Source organism: Streptomyces angustmyceticus, from assembly GCF_040701845.1.
GTDB lineage: Bacteria > Actinomycetota > Actinomycetes > Streptomycetales > Streptomycetaceae > Streptomyces > Streptomyces angustmyceticus_A.
The window spans coordinates 371,572-387,271 of the sequence record NZ_JBFBHQ010000001.1 but is presented as its reverse complement, the minus strand read 5'-3'; the positions used below and the strand labels follow the sequence as shown (position 1 = coordinate 387,271).

Below are 15,700 nucleotides of genomic sequence, written 5' to 3'. Positions count from 1 at the left end.
GGGCGCCCGCCCCGGCCGCCGGCTCAGGCCTTGACCGCCCGCAGCGCGTACAGCAGCGGAATGATCGGCTCCGACGGCGGGAGCCGCCACCAGCCGTTCTCGGACGGCACCATCGCGTCGAACCTCTTCCAGGGCAGCAGCTCGGTCTCCCGGACCAGTTGCACGGTCAGCCCCGCCCCGACCACGGCGGAGACGACCTCCCCGAGGCCGTGCCGCCACTCGTAACTCGTGGTGGCACCCGCCACCGGCGGACCGTCGGTGTAGGTGCACGGCGTATCGCTCCTGAGCGGACCGCGGCCGCCCAAGTAGTCATGACGAAGCTGTAGTTGCTGCCGGTCCGGGCTCGGCGTCGGCCCCAGCGAGTCGAGCAGGGGATGGAACTCGACGAGGTAGAGCGTCCCGCCCGGCCGGAGCAGCGAGCTGACGATCTCCGCCCAGGCGGCCAGGTCGGGCAGATAGCACAGCGCGCCCTTGCCGGTGTAGATCACGTCGAACCGGCGTTCGCCCAGCGCCTCCACGGCCCGGTGGACGTCCGACCGGACGAACTCCACGCCGCGGCCGGCCTCCTCGGCGAGCCGTCGTGCCTCGCCGACCGCCGCGGCGGAGAAGTCGAGCCCCACCGTGCGCGCGCCCCGCTCGGCGAACGCGGCCGTCTCGGTGCCCAGATGGCACTGCAGGTGCAGGACGTCCCGCCCGGCCAGTTCGCCCAGGTCCGTCCATTCGAAGGGCGCGAACCAGTCCTCGGCGGTCCGGGACCCGTCCAGGCCGTAGAACCGGCTCGCCACATGCACCGGGGTGCGGGCGTCCCAGTTCGCCTCGTTGGCCCGCACCATGTCCTCGACGGTGGGCGCCTCGGTGCCCGGCGAGGCCCCCGGGGCGGCCGACAGCTCATTCTGCTCTGTGGTCATCCTTCTCTTGTACCGGCCGGGCAGGGGCCCCGGCCAGTACGGCAGGCGCCACGTCGGCGCGCCGCCGCGGCATCCGCCCGCTACGGCTCCCGGCCCGGCGTCGTCCACACCTCGCCGTCGAGGACATTGCGCATCCCCACCCACACCATGTTCATCAGCCGCAGGGTGATCCGCTCCGGGGGCTCTTCGGGGTGCAGCGTCATCCAGTCGGTGAGCGAGTCCGCCGCGCCGACCAGGGTGTACGTCACGAAGTCGGCCTCGTCGTCGGGGCAGGCGGGAGCGGCGTCCGCCGCGTCGTCGGCCCGGACCAGCCCGGAGACCTCCGTCACCACCGCCCGGCGGGTGCGGGCCAGCTCCGCCGCGATCGCCGGGCTCAGTTCCGCGGCCTGACGGTGCAGCACCACCCAGCTGTCCCGGTGTTCGGCGACGAAGGTGAAGAACGCCAGCAGCCCGGCCCGCAGCCGGAGTTCGGGACCGTGTGCCGGGCCCGCCGCGGCCCGGAGCGCGGTCACCAGGCGCTCGGTCTCGCGCCGCAGACAGGCGAGGAACAGCCCCTCCTTGGAGTCGAGGTAGAGGTAGACCATCGGCTTGGAGACTCCGGCGAGTTCGGCGATCTCCTCGACCGAGGCGGCGTGGTAGCCGCGCTTGGCGAAGACCCTGATCGCCGCGTCGATGATCTGCTGCTCCCGGACCGGGCGGGGAACGCGTCGCCTGCGTGTATCAGTCATCCGGGCCAGCCTACCGTAACGTTACTGGCGGGTAAGTTTACGTCGAAGTAAGGCAGTGGGCCGCCGCGGGCCCTCACGGGCGGGTTCGATGGACGGGTGTAAAGCGGCCCGACGGTGGTAGGCGTGGTCTCACAACGCTCCATTCCGCTACGGGAGTTGCTCGGGTGCCTGCCGTGACGGAACCGGATGCGGACCGGGTCGGAGTGCGCTCCTGGGACTGCCCGGACCGCGCGGGGGGCGTGCCCGGCGTCGGGTGTCGCCGGGGAAGTGGAACGGGCCGCTGCCCGTGAGTGGCGTGGCGGCGGCCCGTACCCCCGCGCCGGCGGACGCGGGCTCGTGCTCTGGCCGATTGAACACCCTTGATTCGTACGTCTGTTGGGGTGCTCGGCTGTACCAGTGGCGCGACACCCCGCACTTCTCCCCAAGGGACCCTGCCGCTCGTCTGCAACAACCGCCGTCCGGTGGGTATGTTGGGGCCTTGCAGCGCGTGGTCACTCCTATACGGAGCGATCACCCCTGCCCCATGGCTGATGACTGTCGAAGCGACGGGAAAGTGTGGAATGAGCCAGGAATCACGACCGCAGTCCAGTGCCGTCGATGTCAGCATCCCGAGTGTGGCGCGGATGTACGACTACTACCTGGGCGGCAAGGACAACTACGCCGTGGACCGCGAGGCCTGTGAAGAGCTGAGCAAGGTCGTCCCGAGCACCCAGGTGCTGGCGATCAACAACCGGCGTTTCCTGCAGCGGGTGGTCCGCTGGCTGGCTCGCGAACACGGCATCCGCCAGTTCATCGACCACGGATCAGGCCTGCCGACCCAGGACAACGTCCACCAGGTCGCCCAGCAGGTCGACCCGGACTCCCGGGTGGTGTACGTCGACAACGACCCCATCGTGCTGGCGCACGGCCGGGCGCTGCTGGAGGAGAATGCCCACACCGCCGTGATCCAGGCGGACATGCGGGACACCGACGGCATCTTCGCCAGCCCCGAGGTCGAGCGGCTGATCGACTTCGACCGGCCGGTCGCCGCGCTGTTCGTCTCGGTCCTCCACTGCATACCCGATGCCGACGACCCGGCCGGCCTCATCAAGAGGGTCGCCGACCGGCTGGCGCCGGGCAGCTTCCTGGTGGTGTGCCAGCTGGTCAGCGAGGACGCCGCCACCCGCGACTTCGTCACCGAGTTCATGCGGGTGAGCACCCACGGCCAGTGGGGCCGGGTGCGGCAGGCCCATGAGCTGGCCGGTTTCCTGGAGGGGCTGGAGATCCAGGAGCCGGGGCTGGTGGAGGTCTCCACCTGGAAGCCGGACGCCGACCTCGGGCCCAAGCAGCTCACCCAGGAGTGGATCGAGTTCGGCGGAGTGGCCCGCAAGCCGTAGCGCGCTCACGGCACGGTCGGAGGGGCGGGGTGCCCGGTGGGCGCCCCGCCCCTCTGTCTGCTCTGTCTGCGTGATCCCGCTCCGTCTGTGCGTAGCGCGCGTCAGTCCTCCTGCTTGAGCAGCCGCTCCAGGATCGCCAGGGACTCGCGGGGCGACTCGGACTGTGCGCTGAGCCGGTCCATCACCGCGAGGTAGTGATCGACGTCGTCGCGCTTGTCCAGATAGAGCGCGCTGGTCAGCTGCTCCAGGTAGACGATGTCCGGCAGGTCCGGTTCCAGGAACCGCAGGATCGTGATCGGCCCGCCGGCCGCGGCCAGACCGCCCAGGCTGAACGGCGCGATCTGCAGCGTGACGTTGGGCAGCTCGGCCATCTTCAGCAGGTGTCTGAGCTGACCTGCCATCACCTCCGGTCCGCCGAGCGGCCGGCGCAGCGACGCCTCGTCGATCACGGCCCACACCCGCGGCGCGTCCGGGACGGTCAGCAGCTCCTGGCGCTGTACGCGCAGCTGCACCCGCCGCTCGATCTCCTCCGGGGCGGACCGCGGATGCCCGAGCTGCGCCACCGCGCGGGCGTAGTCCGGCGTCTGCAACAGGCCCGGAACGAACTGCACTTCGTAGGTGCGGATCACCGAGGCGGCCTCTTCGAGGCCGATGTGCGTCTCGAACCAGCCGGGCAGCACATCGTTGTACTGATGCCACCAGCCCGGGCTGCTGGTCTTGCGCGCCAGCTTGAGGAAGTCGTCGCGGACCGCCTCGTCCGTGACGTCGTAGAGCGTCAGCAGATCGGCGACATCGCGCTCCTTGCAGCTCACCCGGCCGAGTTCCAGGCGGCTGATCTTCGCGTGCGAACCGCGGATGGCGTCCCCGGCGGCCTCGCGGGTGATGCCCGCGCCTTCGCGCAGCCGGCGGAGTTGGGTGCCCAGCACGATGCGCAGGACGGTCGGGCCGCCCCGCGGGTGCTCCAGGTAGCGGCGCAGGGACGGATCGCTGCTCGGCTGCGCGGCGGTCATGCTGACTCCCCTGAGTGGTCGGGCGAACGCCCAGTGTCCCACCGCCCCGAGTGCTTCGTACAGCCGGGGCGACTATCCGGCCGACATATGCGCCAATCGCACCGGCGCACGCTCAGCGGCCGGCGATGAGGTCGTCGAAGTCACCGTCCTTGGCGCCCTGGACGAAAGCCACCATCTCGTCGCGGGTGTAGACCAGCGCCGGCCCCGAGGCGAAGCGGGAGTTGCGGACCGCCACCCCGCCGTCCGAAAGGACCGCCAGTTCCACGCAGTTGCCGCTGGGGTTGCTGCGGCGGCTCTTGCGCCAGACGGCGCCTTCGATGCTGGTCGCCTGCATGCCGTTGGTCACCGGCTCCATAACAGCTGCTCCCTTGCTGGAGGTCGCTCCTCCGACGGATCCGGGCCTGCGATCACCTTGGCGTGAACGAGCCCCTGAGCGACCGTCCTTACTGATGTAATTGCAGATGCACTTGCATCATGCGACGGCTGACGAGGATATTAGCTCTCCGAGGCAGTCCGGCCCAGCCCCGAAATCCCCCTCGCGGAGATGTTGATGACCACTCATCCGGCAGAGACCGTGCACGACGCCCTTCGGGATGAACCGTGTGAGGACAGCTGGTGGATGCCCGCTCCTGACGCATTCGCCGCCTGTGCCCTCAGCGGGTCCGCCCGCACCGTGCCGGAGGCCCGCCGGTTCACCCGGGCCACCCTCGCCGGCTGGCAGATGTGCGCCGACGTGGCCGACGACGTGGCCCTGGTGGTCTCGGAACTCGTCAGCAACGCCCTGCGCTACGGCGCCAAGGACTCCGGGAAGACCGGGGCGCCCGGCGCGGCGGCCCCGTTCTGCACCGCCTGGCTCGCCCTGACCCGGCAGAACTCCTCGGTGCTGTGCGCGGTGTCGGACGCGGGCAGCGGCGCTCCTGTCGTCAAGCCGGCGGATCACCTCGCGGAGTCCGGGCGCGGTCTGCACATCGTCGACCGGCTGAGCGACGCGTGGGGCTGGACGGCGCCGGACCCGGCCGGGAAGACGGTGTGGGCGACGGTGCCGATGCGCGGCTGAGGCCGGGCCCGTCACGGATCCGGTGCGGGCCGCCGTGCGCGGCGGACACGGCCCTGCGGGGTGTGTGACGATTCCCGGGTCGTCCCCTCCGCACGGAAGGCCCGGGAAGCCGATGGACCTGCTGTCGCTGCGCTACTTCCGGGAGGTCGCGCGCCGGGAGCACATCAGCCGGGCCGCCGAGGAACTACGGGTGGCCCAGCCGTCGGTGAGCCGGACGATCGCCCGGCTGGAGGCGGAGCTGGGCGTGCGGCTCTTCGACCGGCAGGGCCGCACCATCCGGCTCAACCGCCATGGCGCCGCGTTCCTGGCCCGGGTCGAGCGGGCGCTGGACGAACTCGACGACGCACGGCGGGAGATGGCCGATGCCGCCGCGCTGGACGACGGCTCCCTCGCCGTCGCCGCCGAGACCCTGCTGCCCCTCACCGACCTGCTCGCCGGGTTCCGCGCCGCCCACCCCGGCGTCACCGTCCGGTGCCTGCAGTCGACCCCCGAGGTGATGCGGGCCCAACTGCGGGCGCGGGACGTCGACTTCTGCATCGCCTCCCAGCCGCTGTCCGGGCCCGGTCTGGGCGCGGTGCGGCTGCTGCGCGAAGAGGTGCTGCTCGTCGTGCCGACCGGTCATCCGCTGGCCGTGCGGGAGCGGGTCACGGTGGCCGAGATCGCCGATGAGCCCTTCATCACCACCAGGCCGGGGCACTGGCAACGCGCCCTGCTGGAGCGGTTGTTCACCGCGATCGGGCGCCGGCCGGTGATCTCCTGCGAGGGCGATGAACCCGGTGCCACGCACTTCCTGGTCGCGGCCGGGCTCGGCATCGGCCTGATCCCCGCCCTCGCCCGCCCCGAACTCCCGCAGGTGCCGCTCGCCTGGCTGCACCTCGACACCCCGGACTGCGTACGGACCCTGAGCCTGGTCCGGCGCGAGGACAGCTATCTCTCCAGGGCCGCCGGGCGGTTCCGCGACATGGCCGTCGCCCACTTCGCCGCACGGGAACAACGGACCCGGTCGGGAGGGGAGGCGGGGGCCGGGTAGCCGGCCACCGCCCCCGTGCCGGTCGCGCGCGGTGGTCCTCTACGTCCCGGCCGCCAGGCCGTCGCCGAGCCCGAACGCCTCCAGCAGCCGTTCCGCCGCGAGCGTCGCGGTGATCTCGCCGTCGCGCACCGCCTGCTCCACACCGGGGCCCAGCCGGCGCACCTCCGGGTGCTCCTGGAGGCGGTCGATCAGCCGGTCGCGCACCATCGACCAGGTCCAGTCGACCTGCTGGGCGCGGCGCCGCTCGGCCAGTGCGCCGGTGGACTCCAGGAGGGTGCGGTGCTGCTCGACCCGCTCCCAGACCCCCTTCAGCCCGGTGCCCTCGCGGGCGCTGCAGGTCAGTACGGGAGGCGTCCAGGCCGCGTCCGGGGGCTGCAACAGGCGCAGCGCACCGGACAGTTCACGGGCCGCCGAACGGGCGTCCCGCTCGTGCGGGCCGTCGGCCTTGTTGACGGAGACCAGGTCCGCCAGCTCCAGCACACCCTTCTTGATGCCCTGGAGCTGGTCGCCGGTGCGCGCCAGGGTCAGCAGCAGAAAGGTGTCGACCATGCCCGCCACGGTGGTCTCGGACTGGCCGACGCCGACCGTCTCCACCAGGACGACGTCGTAGCCCGCGGCCTCCATCACCACGATGGACTCCCGGGTGGCCCGCGCCACCCCGCCCAGCGTGCCGGAGGTGGGGGAGGGGCGGACGAACGCCGCCGGGTCCGTCGCCAGCCGCTCCATCCGGGTCTTGTCGCCCAGGATGGAGCCGCCGGTACGGCTGGAGGACGGGTCGACGGCGAGCACCGCCACCCGGTGCCCGGCGCCGGTCAGCAGCGAGCCGAGCGCGTCGATGAAGGTCGACTTGCCGACACCCGGCACCCCGCTGATGCCCACTCTGCGGGCCGCGCCGGAGTGCGGCAGCAGCTCGACCAGCAGCCGCTGGGCCGCCGCCCGGTGGTCGGGCCGGGTGGACTCCACCAGGGTGACCGCGCGGGCGATCCAGGCCCGGGAGCCCGCGCGGACCCCCTCGGCGTACCGTTCGACATCGATCGTCGCAGGCATGACCCCCCGATCAGAGCTCGTGGCCGAGGACCGACGCCAGGTCCCGCACCAGGTCGTGCGCGGCCTCCGGGATGACCGTGCCGGGCAGGAAGACCGCGGCGGCGCCCATGTCGCGCAGCGGCTGCACGTCCTGCGGCGGGATCACCCCGCCCACCACGATCGTGATGTCCTCGCGGTCCTCGGCGGCGAGCGCCTCCTTCAGCGCGGGCACCAGGGTCAGGTGGCCGGCCGCCAGCGAGGACACCCCGACGATGTGGACGTCCGCCTCCACGGCCTGGCGGGCGACCTCGGCCGGGGTCTGGAACAGCGGGCCGACGTCGACGTCGAAGCCCAGGTCGGCGAAGGCCGTGGCGATCACCTTCTGGCCGCGGTCATGGCCGTCCTGGCCCATCTTGGCCACCAGGATGCGCGGCCGGCGCCCCTCGGCGCGCTCGAACTCGGCCACCAGGTCCCGGGTGCGCTCGACACCGGAGGAGGGGCCCGCTTCGTCTCGGTACACACCGGAGATCGTACGGATCTGGCCGGAGTGCCGCCCGTAGACCGACTCCAGGGCGTCCGAGATCTCGCCGACCGTCGCCATCGCACGGGCCGCGTCCACCGCCAGCGCCAGCAGATTGCCCTCCAGCCCCTCGCCGGGGCCGGACTCGGCCGCCGCGGTCAGTGCCCGCAGCGCCGCCTGGCAGGCGTCCTCGTCGCGCTCGGCGCGCAGCCGCTTCAGCTTCTCGATCTGCTGGGCGCGCACCGAGGAGTTGTCGACCTTGAGGACCTCGATCTCCTCGTCGGTCTCCACCCGGTACTTGTTGACGCCGATCAGCGCCTGCCGCCCCGAGTCGATCCGGGCCTGGGTACGGGCCGCGGCCTCCTCGACGCGCAGCTTGGGGATGCCCGCGTCGATGGCCTTCGCCATCCCGCCGGCCGCCTCGACCTCCTCGATGTGCTGCCAGGCCCGCTGCGCCAGATCGTGCGTGAGCTTCTCGACGTAGGCACTGCCGCCCCACGGGTCGATGACCCGGCAGGTGCCCGACTCCTGCTGCAGGAACAGCTGGGTGTTGCGGGCGATACGGGCGGAGAAGTCGGTGGGCAGGGCCAGCGCCTCGTCCAGGGCGTTGGTGTGCAGGGACTGGGTGTGGCCCTGCGTCGCCGCCATCGCCTCCACACAGGTGCGGGTGACGTTGTTGAACACGTCCTGCGCGGTCAGCGACCAGCCCGAGGTCTGCGAATGGGTGCGCAGGGAGAGGGACTTGGGGTTCTTCGGCTCGAAGCGCTGCACCAGGCGCGCCCACAGCAGCCGGGCCGCCCGCAGCTTGGCGATCTCCATGAAGAAGTTCATGCCGATCGCCCAGAAGAACGACAGCCGCGGCGCGAAGGCGTCCACGTCCATGCCCGCCGCCATGCCCGCGCGCAGGTACTCCACCCCGTCGGCGAGGGTGTACGCCAGCTCCAGGTCGGCCGTCGCCCCCGCCTCCTGGATGTGATAGCCGGAGATGGAGATGGAGTTGTAGCGCGGCATCTTCTGCGAGGTGTACGCGAAGATGTCGGAGATGATCCGCATCGAGGGCTGCGGCGGGTAGATGTAGGTGTTGCGGACCATGAACTCCTTGAGGATGTCGTTCTGGATGGTCCCGGCCAGCTTCTCGGGCGGTACGCCCTGCTCCTCGGCGGCCACGATGTAGAGGGCGAGAACGGGCAGCACCGCGCCGTTCATCGTCATCGACACCGTCATCTTGTCCAGCGGGATGCCCTCGAAGAGCTGCCGCATGTCGTAGATCGAATCGATCGCGACGCCCGCCATGCCGACGTCGCCGGTCACCCGCGGGTGGTCGCTGTCGTAGCCGCGGTGGGTGGGCAGGTCGAAGGCGACCGACAGGCCCTTCTGGCCGGCCGCGAGGTTGCGGCGGTAGAAGGCGTTGGACTCCTCGGCGGTGGAGAAGCCGGCGTACTGCCGGATCGTCCAGGGCTGGTTGACGTACATCGTCGGGTACGGGCCGCGCAGATACGGCGTGATGCCCGGGTAGGTCCCCAGGAAGTCCAGGCCGTCGAGGTCCGCCTCGGTGTACAGCGGCTTGACGTCGATGCCCTCCGGCGTCTCCCAGGTCAGGTCCGCCACGGCCTTGCCGGTGGACTGCGCCACCGCCGCGGCCCACTCGCCGGTGTCGCCCGCGGCATCCGCCGTGTCCGGCTTCCCCAGCTCGACCGTGCTGAAGTCCGGGATGGCGCCCGTCTGCTGTGTCGTGTCGTTCATCACGCCACCTCCATGACATCCAGGGCCGAGGACAGCACCTCGACCGCGTCGCAGCCCGCGAAGACGAAGGAGTCCACCCCGGCCGCCGTGAATTCCTCCCGGTGCTCGCCCGGCTTGCCCGCCAGGTGCACCCGCAGCGCACCCGCCGACTTCAGCGCGGCCGCCACGGCCGCCGCCTGCTCGCCGTACACCGCGTCGCTCGAACACAGACAGGCGATCCGCGCGCCGCTGCGGGCGAACGCCTCGGCCACCGACTCGGCATCCACCGGCCCGGGCTCCTGCACCGTCTCGATGCCGCCGGCCTGGAACAGATTGGCCGCGAACGTCACCCGCGCGGTGTGTGCCGCGACCGGGCCCAGCGCGGCCAGGAAGACCTTGGGGCGGGCGCCGCTCGCCGCCCGGTGGGCGTCGGAGCGCGACCGCAGCCGCTCGTAGGCGTCGTCCCTGCGCACCCGCGGCAGCCCTCCGCCGATCGGATCGGGTGCCGGCTCGCGGGTCACCGGGGCCTCGGCGAGGTGCGGGAACTCGCTGACCCCGGTGATCGGTTCGCGCCGGCGGGCGAGGTCGCCGGCGCGGCGCTCCCAGGTACGGGCCAGCCGGCCGGCGATCAGTCCGGAGCGCAGCGCCGCGGCCTGGCCGCCCGCGCCCTCGATCTCCTGGAAGAACGCCCAGGCCGCACGGGCCAGCTCGGCGGTGAGGCTCTCCACGTACCAGGAGCCGCCCGCCGGGTCGATCACCTTGGACAGGTGCGACTCCTCCAGCAGCACGGACTGGGTGTTCCGGGCGATCCGGCGGGCGAACGCATCGGGCACGCCGAGCGCCTCGTCGAACGGCAGCACCGTCACCGCATCTGCGCCGCCCACGCCGGCGGAGAGCCCGGCGACGGTGGTGCGCAGCATGTTCACCCACGGGTCCCGACGGGTCATCATCACCGTGGAGGTGACGGCGTGCTGGCGCTGCGCGGAGGCGGCGGGGGAGGCCCCGCAGACCCCGACGACCCGGGCCCACAGCCGCCGGGCGGCGCGCAGCTTGGCGATCGTCAGGAACTGGTCCGCGGTCGCGGCGTAGCGGAACTCCAGCTGCCGGCAGGCGTCGTCGATGCCCAGGCCGGACTCCGTCAGCTGCCGCAGGTAGGCGACACCGGTCGCCAGCGAGGCGCCCAGTTCCTCGGCGGCCGAGCCGCCCGCCTCGTGGTACGGCAGCGCGTCCACGGCCAGCGCGCGCACGCCGGGCGCCTCCGCGGCGCAGCGCGCGGCGATCCGGGCGGCCGACTCCCCTTGCAGGCGCAGCTTGGCGTCGTCACCCGTCCGGGCCAGCAGACCGAGCGGGTCGGCGCCCAGGCAGCCGACGGCCTCGCCCAGCGCCGCGCCGGACGCGGTGTACAGCCGCAGCAACTCCTCGGCGGCCGGTGCGAAATCGGCGCCGGCGTCCAGGACCACCGCGGCCAGGTCCAGGTAGACACCGTCGAGCGCGCGCGCCATGCCGTCCACGGGCAGCCCGCCGTCGCCGACGGCCAGCCAGACCGAGGTGACGCCGTTCTCCAGGTCGGCCAGCACCGCTTCATTGGCGCGCACGGGGTCGGTGTGGACATGGCGCTGGCGTACGTCCCACCCGGCGACGGTCGTGCCCTCGGGCCGCCCGGCCCGTACGAACGGTGGGAAGCCCGGATGGCCCAGGGCGGCCGTACCGTCCTCGGCGGTGTAGAGCGGGCGGACGCGGATGCCGTCCTGCAGGTCGGTGGCGAGCGCATCCTCGGCGGCGGTGCCCGTCGCCTCTGTGACGCCCGATTTGCGCAGCACACCTTCGACGAGGCGCTGCCACTGCTCTCGATCGGCATCGGGGAAGGCGGCGGCCAGGGGGAGTTCGGGGGACTCGGCGGTCATGGCAGCAGGCTAGGCGAACGACCGTTAGCTGGAGCAGGGGCTCCAGCTGTGACGTTGCCCTCGTTGACCTCTCATGGATCTTCATATTTATGCGCCGGAAGGGACAGGTGGGGCGGTTCGGCCGGAGGGCACGGAGTCGTCTTTTTCCCTGCGCGCCGCGCCTGCCGCGCGGAGTCCGGGGGTCCGTACCGTGGACGCGGCGCCCTCCCCCGAGCGCTTGAAGGGACAGGGGGGATCCTCGGAGGAGTGCGATGCCCCAGCCGCCGATGATCCGCACCGCGGCCGTCGCCGTCGCGCTGCTCGCCTCCGCCGCCCTGCCGGTGGCGCTGCCGTGGGCGCCCCCGCCCGGCCGCGCCGCGGACTGCCGCGGGCGGCGGATCGCCTCCTGGTCCGCCGATTCCCGGCATACCGCGGAATTCGCCCGTTACGGCGACGACAACCCGGGTGGACGACTGGACCGGCGGTGACGGCACCCACTCCGTGCGCCTCCCCGGCGGCCGCACGCTCTGGCTCTTCTCCGACACCTTCCTCGACCGGATCCAGCCACCGCCCAACCCGCGCGGCGAGCGGCACCGTTGGCGGACCGCGGACACCGGCGGCACCCCGCTCCTGCGGCACAACTCCGTCGTGGTGACTGCCCGTTCGGGCCGGCCGGCGCGCACCCTGACCGGCGGCACCGCGACCGCCCCCGGCCCGTTCTTCCCCGACCCGCCCGGCGGCGGCCGGCGCTGGCCCGTCGGCGCGAGCGTGGAGCCCCGTACGCCCGGCGCGGCCGAGAAGGTCGTCCGGGTGCTGCTGTGGAACCGTGTCCCCGGCACCGGGCCGTGGATCTTCGGCGTGCCGCGCGGCACCGAGGTGGCCACGCTGTCGCTGCCCGGCCTGCGCCTGGAGAGCATCGCCCCAACCGTCGGCCGCACCTCCGCCGACCCGGACCGGCGCGTCCTCAACGGAGCGGCGGCGGTCCGCGACGGCGGCCGGACCGATGCCTTCGGCGGCGACGACCCCGCCTCGTCGCCCGCCTCCAGCGCCTCTCTCGCACGGGTCCCCCACGGACGGCTCGCGGACCGCGGCAGCTGGCGGTTCTGGGACGGCGCCCGCTGGCAGCGGCGGGCCGGGCGGGCCGCGCCCGTGCTGCGCGCCGGCGGCCGGCGGGGCGTCGGCAGCGCCTTCACCGTCGTGCGCGACGGTCCGGCCTGGCTGCTGTTCACCATGGACACCGGGGGCGGTGGAGCGGCCGGAATGCGGTCGATCACCACCTACTGGTCCTGCTCGCCCCGCGGCCCCTGGCACGGGCCGGACCGCCGTCTCACCCCGCCCCGCCCACCGGCCGCCGACCCGCGGTACGTCGCCGCCTACAACCCCCAGGTACACCGCGGATTCACCGCGAACGGGGAGTTTCTGCTCAGCTACGACATCAATTGGCTCGGCCCGCCCGGCGTCCCGCCCGACGCCCGGCTCAACGGTGATGTGGAGCTCTACCGGCCGCGCTTCCTGCGGGTGCGGACGGGGACCGTCGGGGGGTGAGGTGCGGCGCGGCGGCGGACGCGGTGAACCGCCGGTTCTCCCGGCCGCCCCGCCCGCTCAACTCCCGTGCCGCTCCCGCCACGTGCGGGCCTCTTCGTCGATGTCGATCGGCGCGAGGCGCAGTGGCGGGCCTTCGAGCGGCGTGCGGAGCGCCGCGTGGATCCGGTCGTTGACCGCGGTCAGGATGCGGCGCAGCGCGGCCTCCGTGGGGGCCTCGGCGGCCGCCTCCAGAGCGTCCTCGGCCTCCTTGCGCAGGGCGAGGCCGGGCGGCAGCCAGGAGAGGTGCTCCCGGCCCAGCTTCTCCTTGATCCACCACATCTCGTCATACGGCTGGTCGGCGTGGGGGAGGGGCTTGCCGGCCCCGGAGAGACCGGCGAACTCGCCGCGCTCCGTCGCCTCGCGGATCTGTCTGTCGACCCAGGTCTCGAAGCTGACACCGGGGGGTTTGCGCTCGGTCATCGCGTGATTCTCCCGAGGATCCGGGGGCCGGCCGGTGGTCCTGCTCCCGGCGCGGTGCCGGGGGAGGGCCGCCCGTCTTCACGGTAACTCCGGCACCGGGGGCGTGGGCGTCCCGGTCAGTCCGTGGGGTCCGGTTCCGCCGGGCCCACGTCGGTCGGGCCCGGCTGTCCCGGCGTCGGGACGGGGGTGGCCCGGCCCGATGAGGTCCCCGTCGGGCTGGGCTCGACGACCGGGAAGGCGTTGTTGCCGCCGCACACCATGGGGCCGATCCGGACGGCGTCGCCCACGAGTGTCACGGTGACCTCCCCCGGCGGCCGGCCCCCGGGCACCCGGGCGTTGGCCGCGGTGCACACCAGCTGGTTGAGCGAGCCGGAGTCCAGCAGTTTGACGTTCATCGGCAGGGTGATCACGACATTGCCCGGATGGGTGACCGCGGTCAGCGGGCCGGGGAACTTCGGCAGCACACTGGACAGGCCGCGCATCCGCTCCGCGTGGTTCGGTCCCTTCATCAACAGCTCGATGGCCTCCTCCGGGTCGACCGGCGCCTTCGCCCGCCGGGTGGCGGAGCGCAGTCCCGAGGGCCCGTAGAAGAACAGCTGGACATCGGCCGTGCGCTGGCCCGGCGACCGTACTCCGGTCGCGGGCTCACCGGCGTCGATGACATCGGTGGGCGCGATACCGCAGCCGGTCAGTGCGCCGCCCAGCGCGCCGGTGAGCACCCCGCCCACCACGGCGGTGAGCACGCCGGTCACCACTCGCCGGCGGGCCCGCGTCGCCCGCGCGGCGTCCGGGGTCTCCGTGGCGTTCGCGGCGCCCGGGGCGTTCGTGGTGCTCATGCGTGGGTCTCTTTCCCGGCTCGGGAGCGTACGCCGTCCCGTTCGTCGTCCGCGGCCGGTCCACCGGCCGTCGATGCCTCGTCGTCCGGTGGGTCCGCGCTCCCCTCGGACGCCGGCTCCCCCGCCTCCTCGTGGCGCAGCGGCAGATCCACCGTGAACACCGCGCCGCCCTCGGGGGAGTTGGCGGCGCGCATGGAGCCGCCGTGCAGCCGTACGTTCTCCATCGCGATGGCCAGCCCCAGGCCGCTGCCCTCCGAGCGGGCGCGGGCGGAGTCCGCCTTGTAGAAGCGCTCGAAGACGTGCGGCAGGACCTCGGGGTCGATGCCGGGGCCGCTGTCGGAGATCTCGATCAGCAGCCGGTCGGCGCCCGGCTCCGGGGCGTGCAGCCGCACCCGGACCGGCTCGCCGCCGTGGTGCAGGGCGTTGCCGACCAGGTTCGCGACCACGACGTCCAGACGCCGCGGGTCGAGTCCGGCCCGTACGTCCGCCGGCAGCTGTGCCGTCACCCGCTTCTGCCAGGCCCTGGCCTGCAGGGTCTTGCGGATGGTCTCGCCGACGTCCACCTCGTCCAGATGGAGCGCCGCGGCCCCCGCGTCAAATCGCGACACCTCCATCAGGTCCTCCACCATCCGTGCCAGCTTCCCGGTCTCCTGGCTGATCAGCCGGACCGCGGAGGCGGTGTCGGGGTCGAGGGAGTCGGCGTCCTCGTCGAGGACGTCGGTGACCGCGGTCATCGCCGCCAGCGGCGTGCGCAGCTCGTGCGAGACATCGGCCGCGAACCGCCGGGAGTTGGACTCCAGGCGGCGCAGCTCGGCCATGCTCTCCTCCAGCCGGGCCGCCATGTCGTTGAACGTCCGGGACAGGTCCGCGATCTCGTCGGCGCCCTTGACCTCCAGCCGGGTGTCCAGCTTGCCCTCGGCGATCCGTCCGGCGGCCTGCCGCAGACCGCGTACCGGCCGCAGTACCCCGCGCGCGGCGAGCAGCGCCAGGACCACGGTCAGCACCAGTACCGGCAGCGCGCCCCGCTGGGCGGCGCTCACCAGCGCCTCGACATTGGACTCCTCGGCGCTCAGCGGGAGTTGGGCGTAGACGGTCAGTGCGGAGGCCCGGCCGTCGGACTGCCGTACCGGCATCCCGATCAGCAGCCAGGGGTCCCCGCCGCGGTCCACGCGCTGGAAGGCCGGCACATGGCGCTTCTCCACCGACGCCTTGAGGTCGTCCGGGACCACGACGTCGCCCCGCAGGCTGCCGTCGCCGCTGTCCCGCACGCCGCTGTAATGCACGGAGATGTCCCAATCGCGGGACTTCCCGGAGCGCTCCAGCTGGACGCGCAGGGAGTCCAGATCCGCCTGGGCCGGCGGGACCGGCAGCTCCGGCGCCAGCGAGTTGACCTGCGCCCTCAGGTCGTTGACGGCGATGTCCTGGGAGCGCTGCAATATGGCGTTACGGGCCTCCTGGTACGTCAGCAGAGCGGTGGTCAGTGCGCTGAGGGCGGCCACCACCAGGAACCCCACGACGAGCCTGGCCCGCAGACCCCGCAGCAACTGGGGGTTCCCCGTGCGCAGGCGGGGGAGGAGCGGTATCCGGAGGGCGGGGCGCT

The 15,700-nt window shown here is 72.9% G+C and carries 13 protein-coding genes and 1 pseudogene; 4 read left to right on the top strand and 10 right to left on the bottom strand.

Annotation, left to right across the window (positions count from 1 at the left end; translation table 11 throughout):
- Positions 1-23 precede the first annotated feature (23 nt).
- Entirely contained in the window at positions 24-908 is an 885-nt protein-coding gene (locus AB0411_RS01645) for a class I SAM-dependent methyltransferase (protein ID WP_366415161.1), read from the bottom strand.
- 80 nt (positions 909-988) lie between these two features.
- Entirely contained in the window at positions 989-1,636 is a 648-nt protein-coding gene (locus tag AB0411_RS01640; protein WP_366415160.1) for a TetR/AcrR family transcriptional regulator, read from the bottom strand.
- Between the two features lie 560 nt (positions 1,637-2,196).
- Here AB0411_RS01640 and AB0411_RS01635 point away from each other — a divergent pair.
- Entirely contained in the window at positions 2,197-3,012 is an 816-nt protein-coding gene (locus tag AB0411_RS01635; protein ID WP_366415159.1) for an SAM-dependent methyltransferase, read from the top strand.
- A 101-nt stretch (positions 3,013-3,113) separates the two neighbouring features.
- On the opposite strand, the gene AB0411_RS01630 is transcribed toward AB0411_RS01635, so the two are convergent.
- Together AB0411_RS01630 and AB0411_RS01625 are read right to left on the bottom strand one after the other, a co-directional pair.
- Entirely contained in the window at positions 3,114-4,022 is a 909-nt protein-coding gene (locus AB0411_RS01630) for a helix-turn-helix domain-containing protein (RefSeq protein WP_366415158.1), read from the bottom strand.
- Positions 4,023-4,134: 112 nt separating this feature from the next.
- Positions 4,135-4,377, bottom strand: coding sequence for a DUF397 domain-containing protein (locus tag AB0411_RS01625; protein WP_366415157.1), 243 nt, complete (start codon positions 4,375-4,377; stop codon positions 4,135-4,137).
- A 264-nt stretch (positions 4,378-4,641) separates the two neighbouring features.
- Between AB0411_RS01625 and AB0411_RS01620 the strand changes: the two genes are divergently transcribed.
- Entirely contained in the window at positions 4,642-5,079 is a 438-nt protein-coding gene (locus AB0411_RS01620) for an ATP-binding protein (RefSeq protein ID WP_366415156.1), read from the top strand.
- Positions 5,080-5,191: 112 nt separating this feature from the next.
- Positions 5,192-6,109, top strand: coding sequence for a LysR family transcriptional regulator (locus AB0411_RS01615; RefSeq protein ID WP_366415155.1), 918 nt, complete (start codon positions 5,192-5,194; stop codon positions 6,107-6,109).
- 39 nt (positions 6,110-6,148) lie between these two features.
- On the opposite strand, the gene meaB is transcribed toward AB0411_RS01615, so the two are convergent.
- The 3 genes from meaB to AB0411_RS01600 are packed head-to-tail and all read right to left on the bottom strand — an operon-like array spanning position 6,149 to position 11,281.
- Positions 6,149-7,156 (bottom strand): methylmalonyl Co-A mutase-associated GTPase MeaB, encoded by a 1,008-nt coding sequence (gene meaB / locus AB0411_RS01610; protein WP_366415154.1) that lies wholly within the window; start codon positions 7,154-7,156, stop codon positions 6,149-6,151.
- 10 nt (positions 7,157-7,166) lie between these two features.
- Positions 7,167-9,398 (bottom strand): methylmalonyl-CoA mutase, encoded by a 2,232-nt coding sequence (gene scpA, locus AB0411_RS01605; RefSeq protein WP_366415153.1) that lies wholly within the window; start codon positions 9,396-9,398, stop codon positions 7,167-7,169.
- A complete protein-coding gene (locus AB0411_RS01600) occupies positions 9,398-11,281 on the bottom strand; it encodes a methylmalonyl-CoA mutase family protein (protein WP_366415152.1) in 1,884 nt (627 codons plus the stop codon). The genes scpA and AB0411_RS01600 overlap by 1 nt, the downstream gene beginning before the upstream one ends.
- A 251-nt stretch (positions 11,282-11,532) precedes the next feature.
- Here AB0411_RS01600 and AB0411_RS01590 point away from each other — a divergent pair.
- A pseudogene (locus AB0411_RS01590) lies at positions 11,533-12,805 on the top strand (hypothetical protein).
- Between the two features lie 57 nt (positions 12,806-12,862).
- On the opposite strand, the gene AB0411_RS01585 reads toward AB0411_RS01590, so the two are convergent.
- The 3 genes from AB0411_RS01585 to AB0411_RS01575 form a co-directional block, all read right to left on the bottom strand.
- Positions 12,863-13,264 (bottom strand): DUF1992 domain-containing protein, encoded by a 402-nt coding sequence (locus AB0411_RS01585; protein WP_366415149.1) that lies wholly within the window; start codon positions 13,262-13,264, stop codon positions 12,863-12,865.
- Positions 13,265-13,380: 116 nt separating this feature from the next.
- Complete coding sequence (locus tag AB0411_RS01580; RefSeq protein WP_366415148.1) at positions 13,381-14,100, bottom strand: hypothetical protein; 720 nt, start codon at positions 14,098-14,100, stop codon at positions 13,381-13,383.
- Positions 14,097-15,683: an ATP-binding protein gene (locus tag AB0411_RS01575; RefSeq protein ID WP_403145311.1), complete on the bottom strand. Its 1,587-nt coding sequence runs from the start codon at positions 15,681-15,683 to the stop codon at positions 14,097-14,099. Before AB0411_RS01575 ends, AB0411_RS01580 begins: the two co-directional genes overlap by 4 nt.
- Positions 15,684-15,700: the final 17 nt, after the last annotated feature.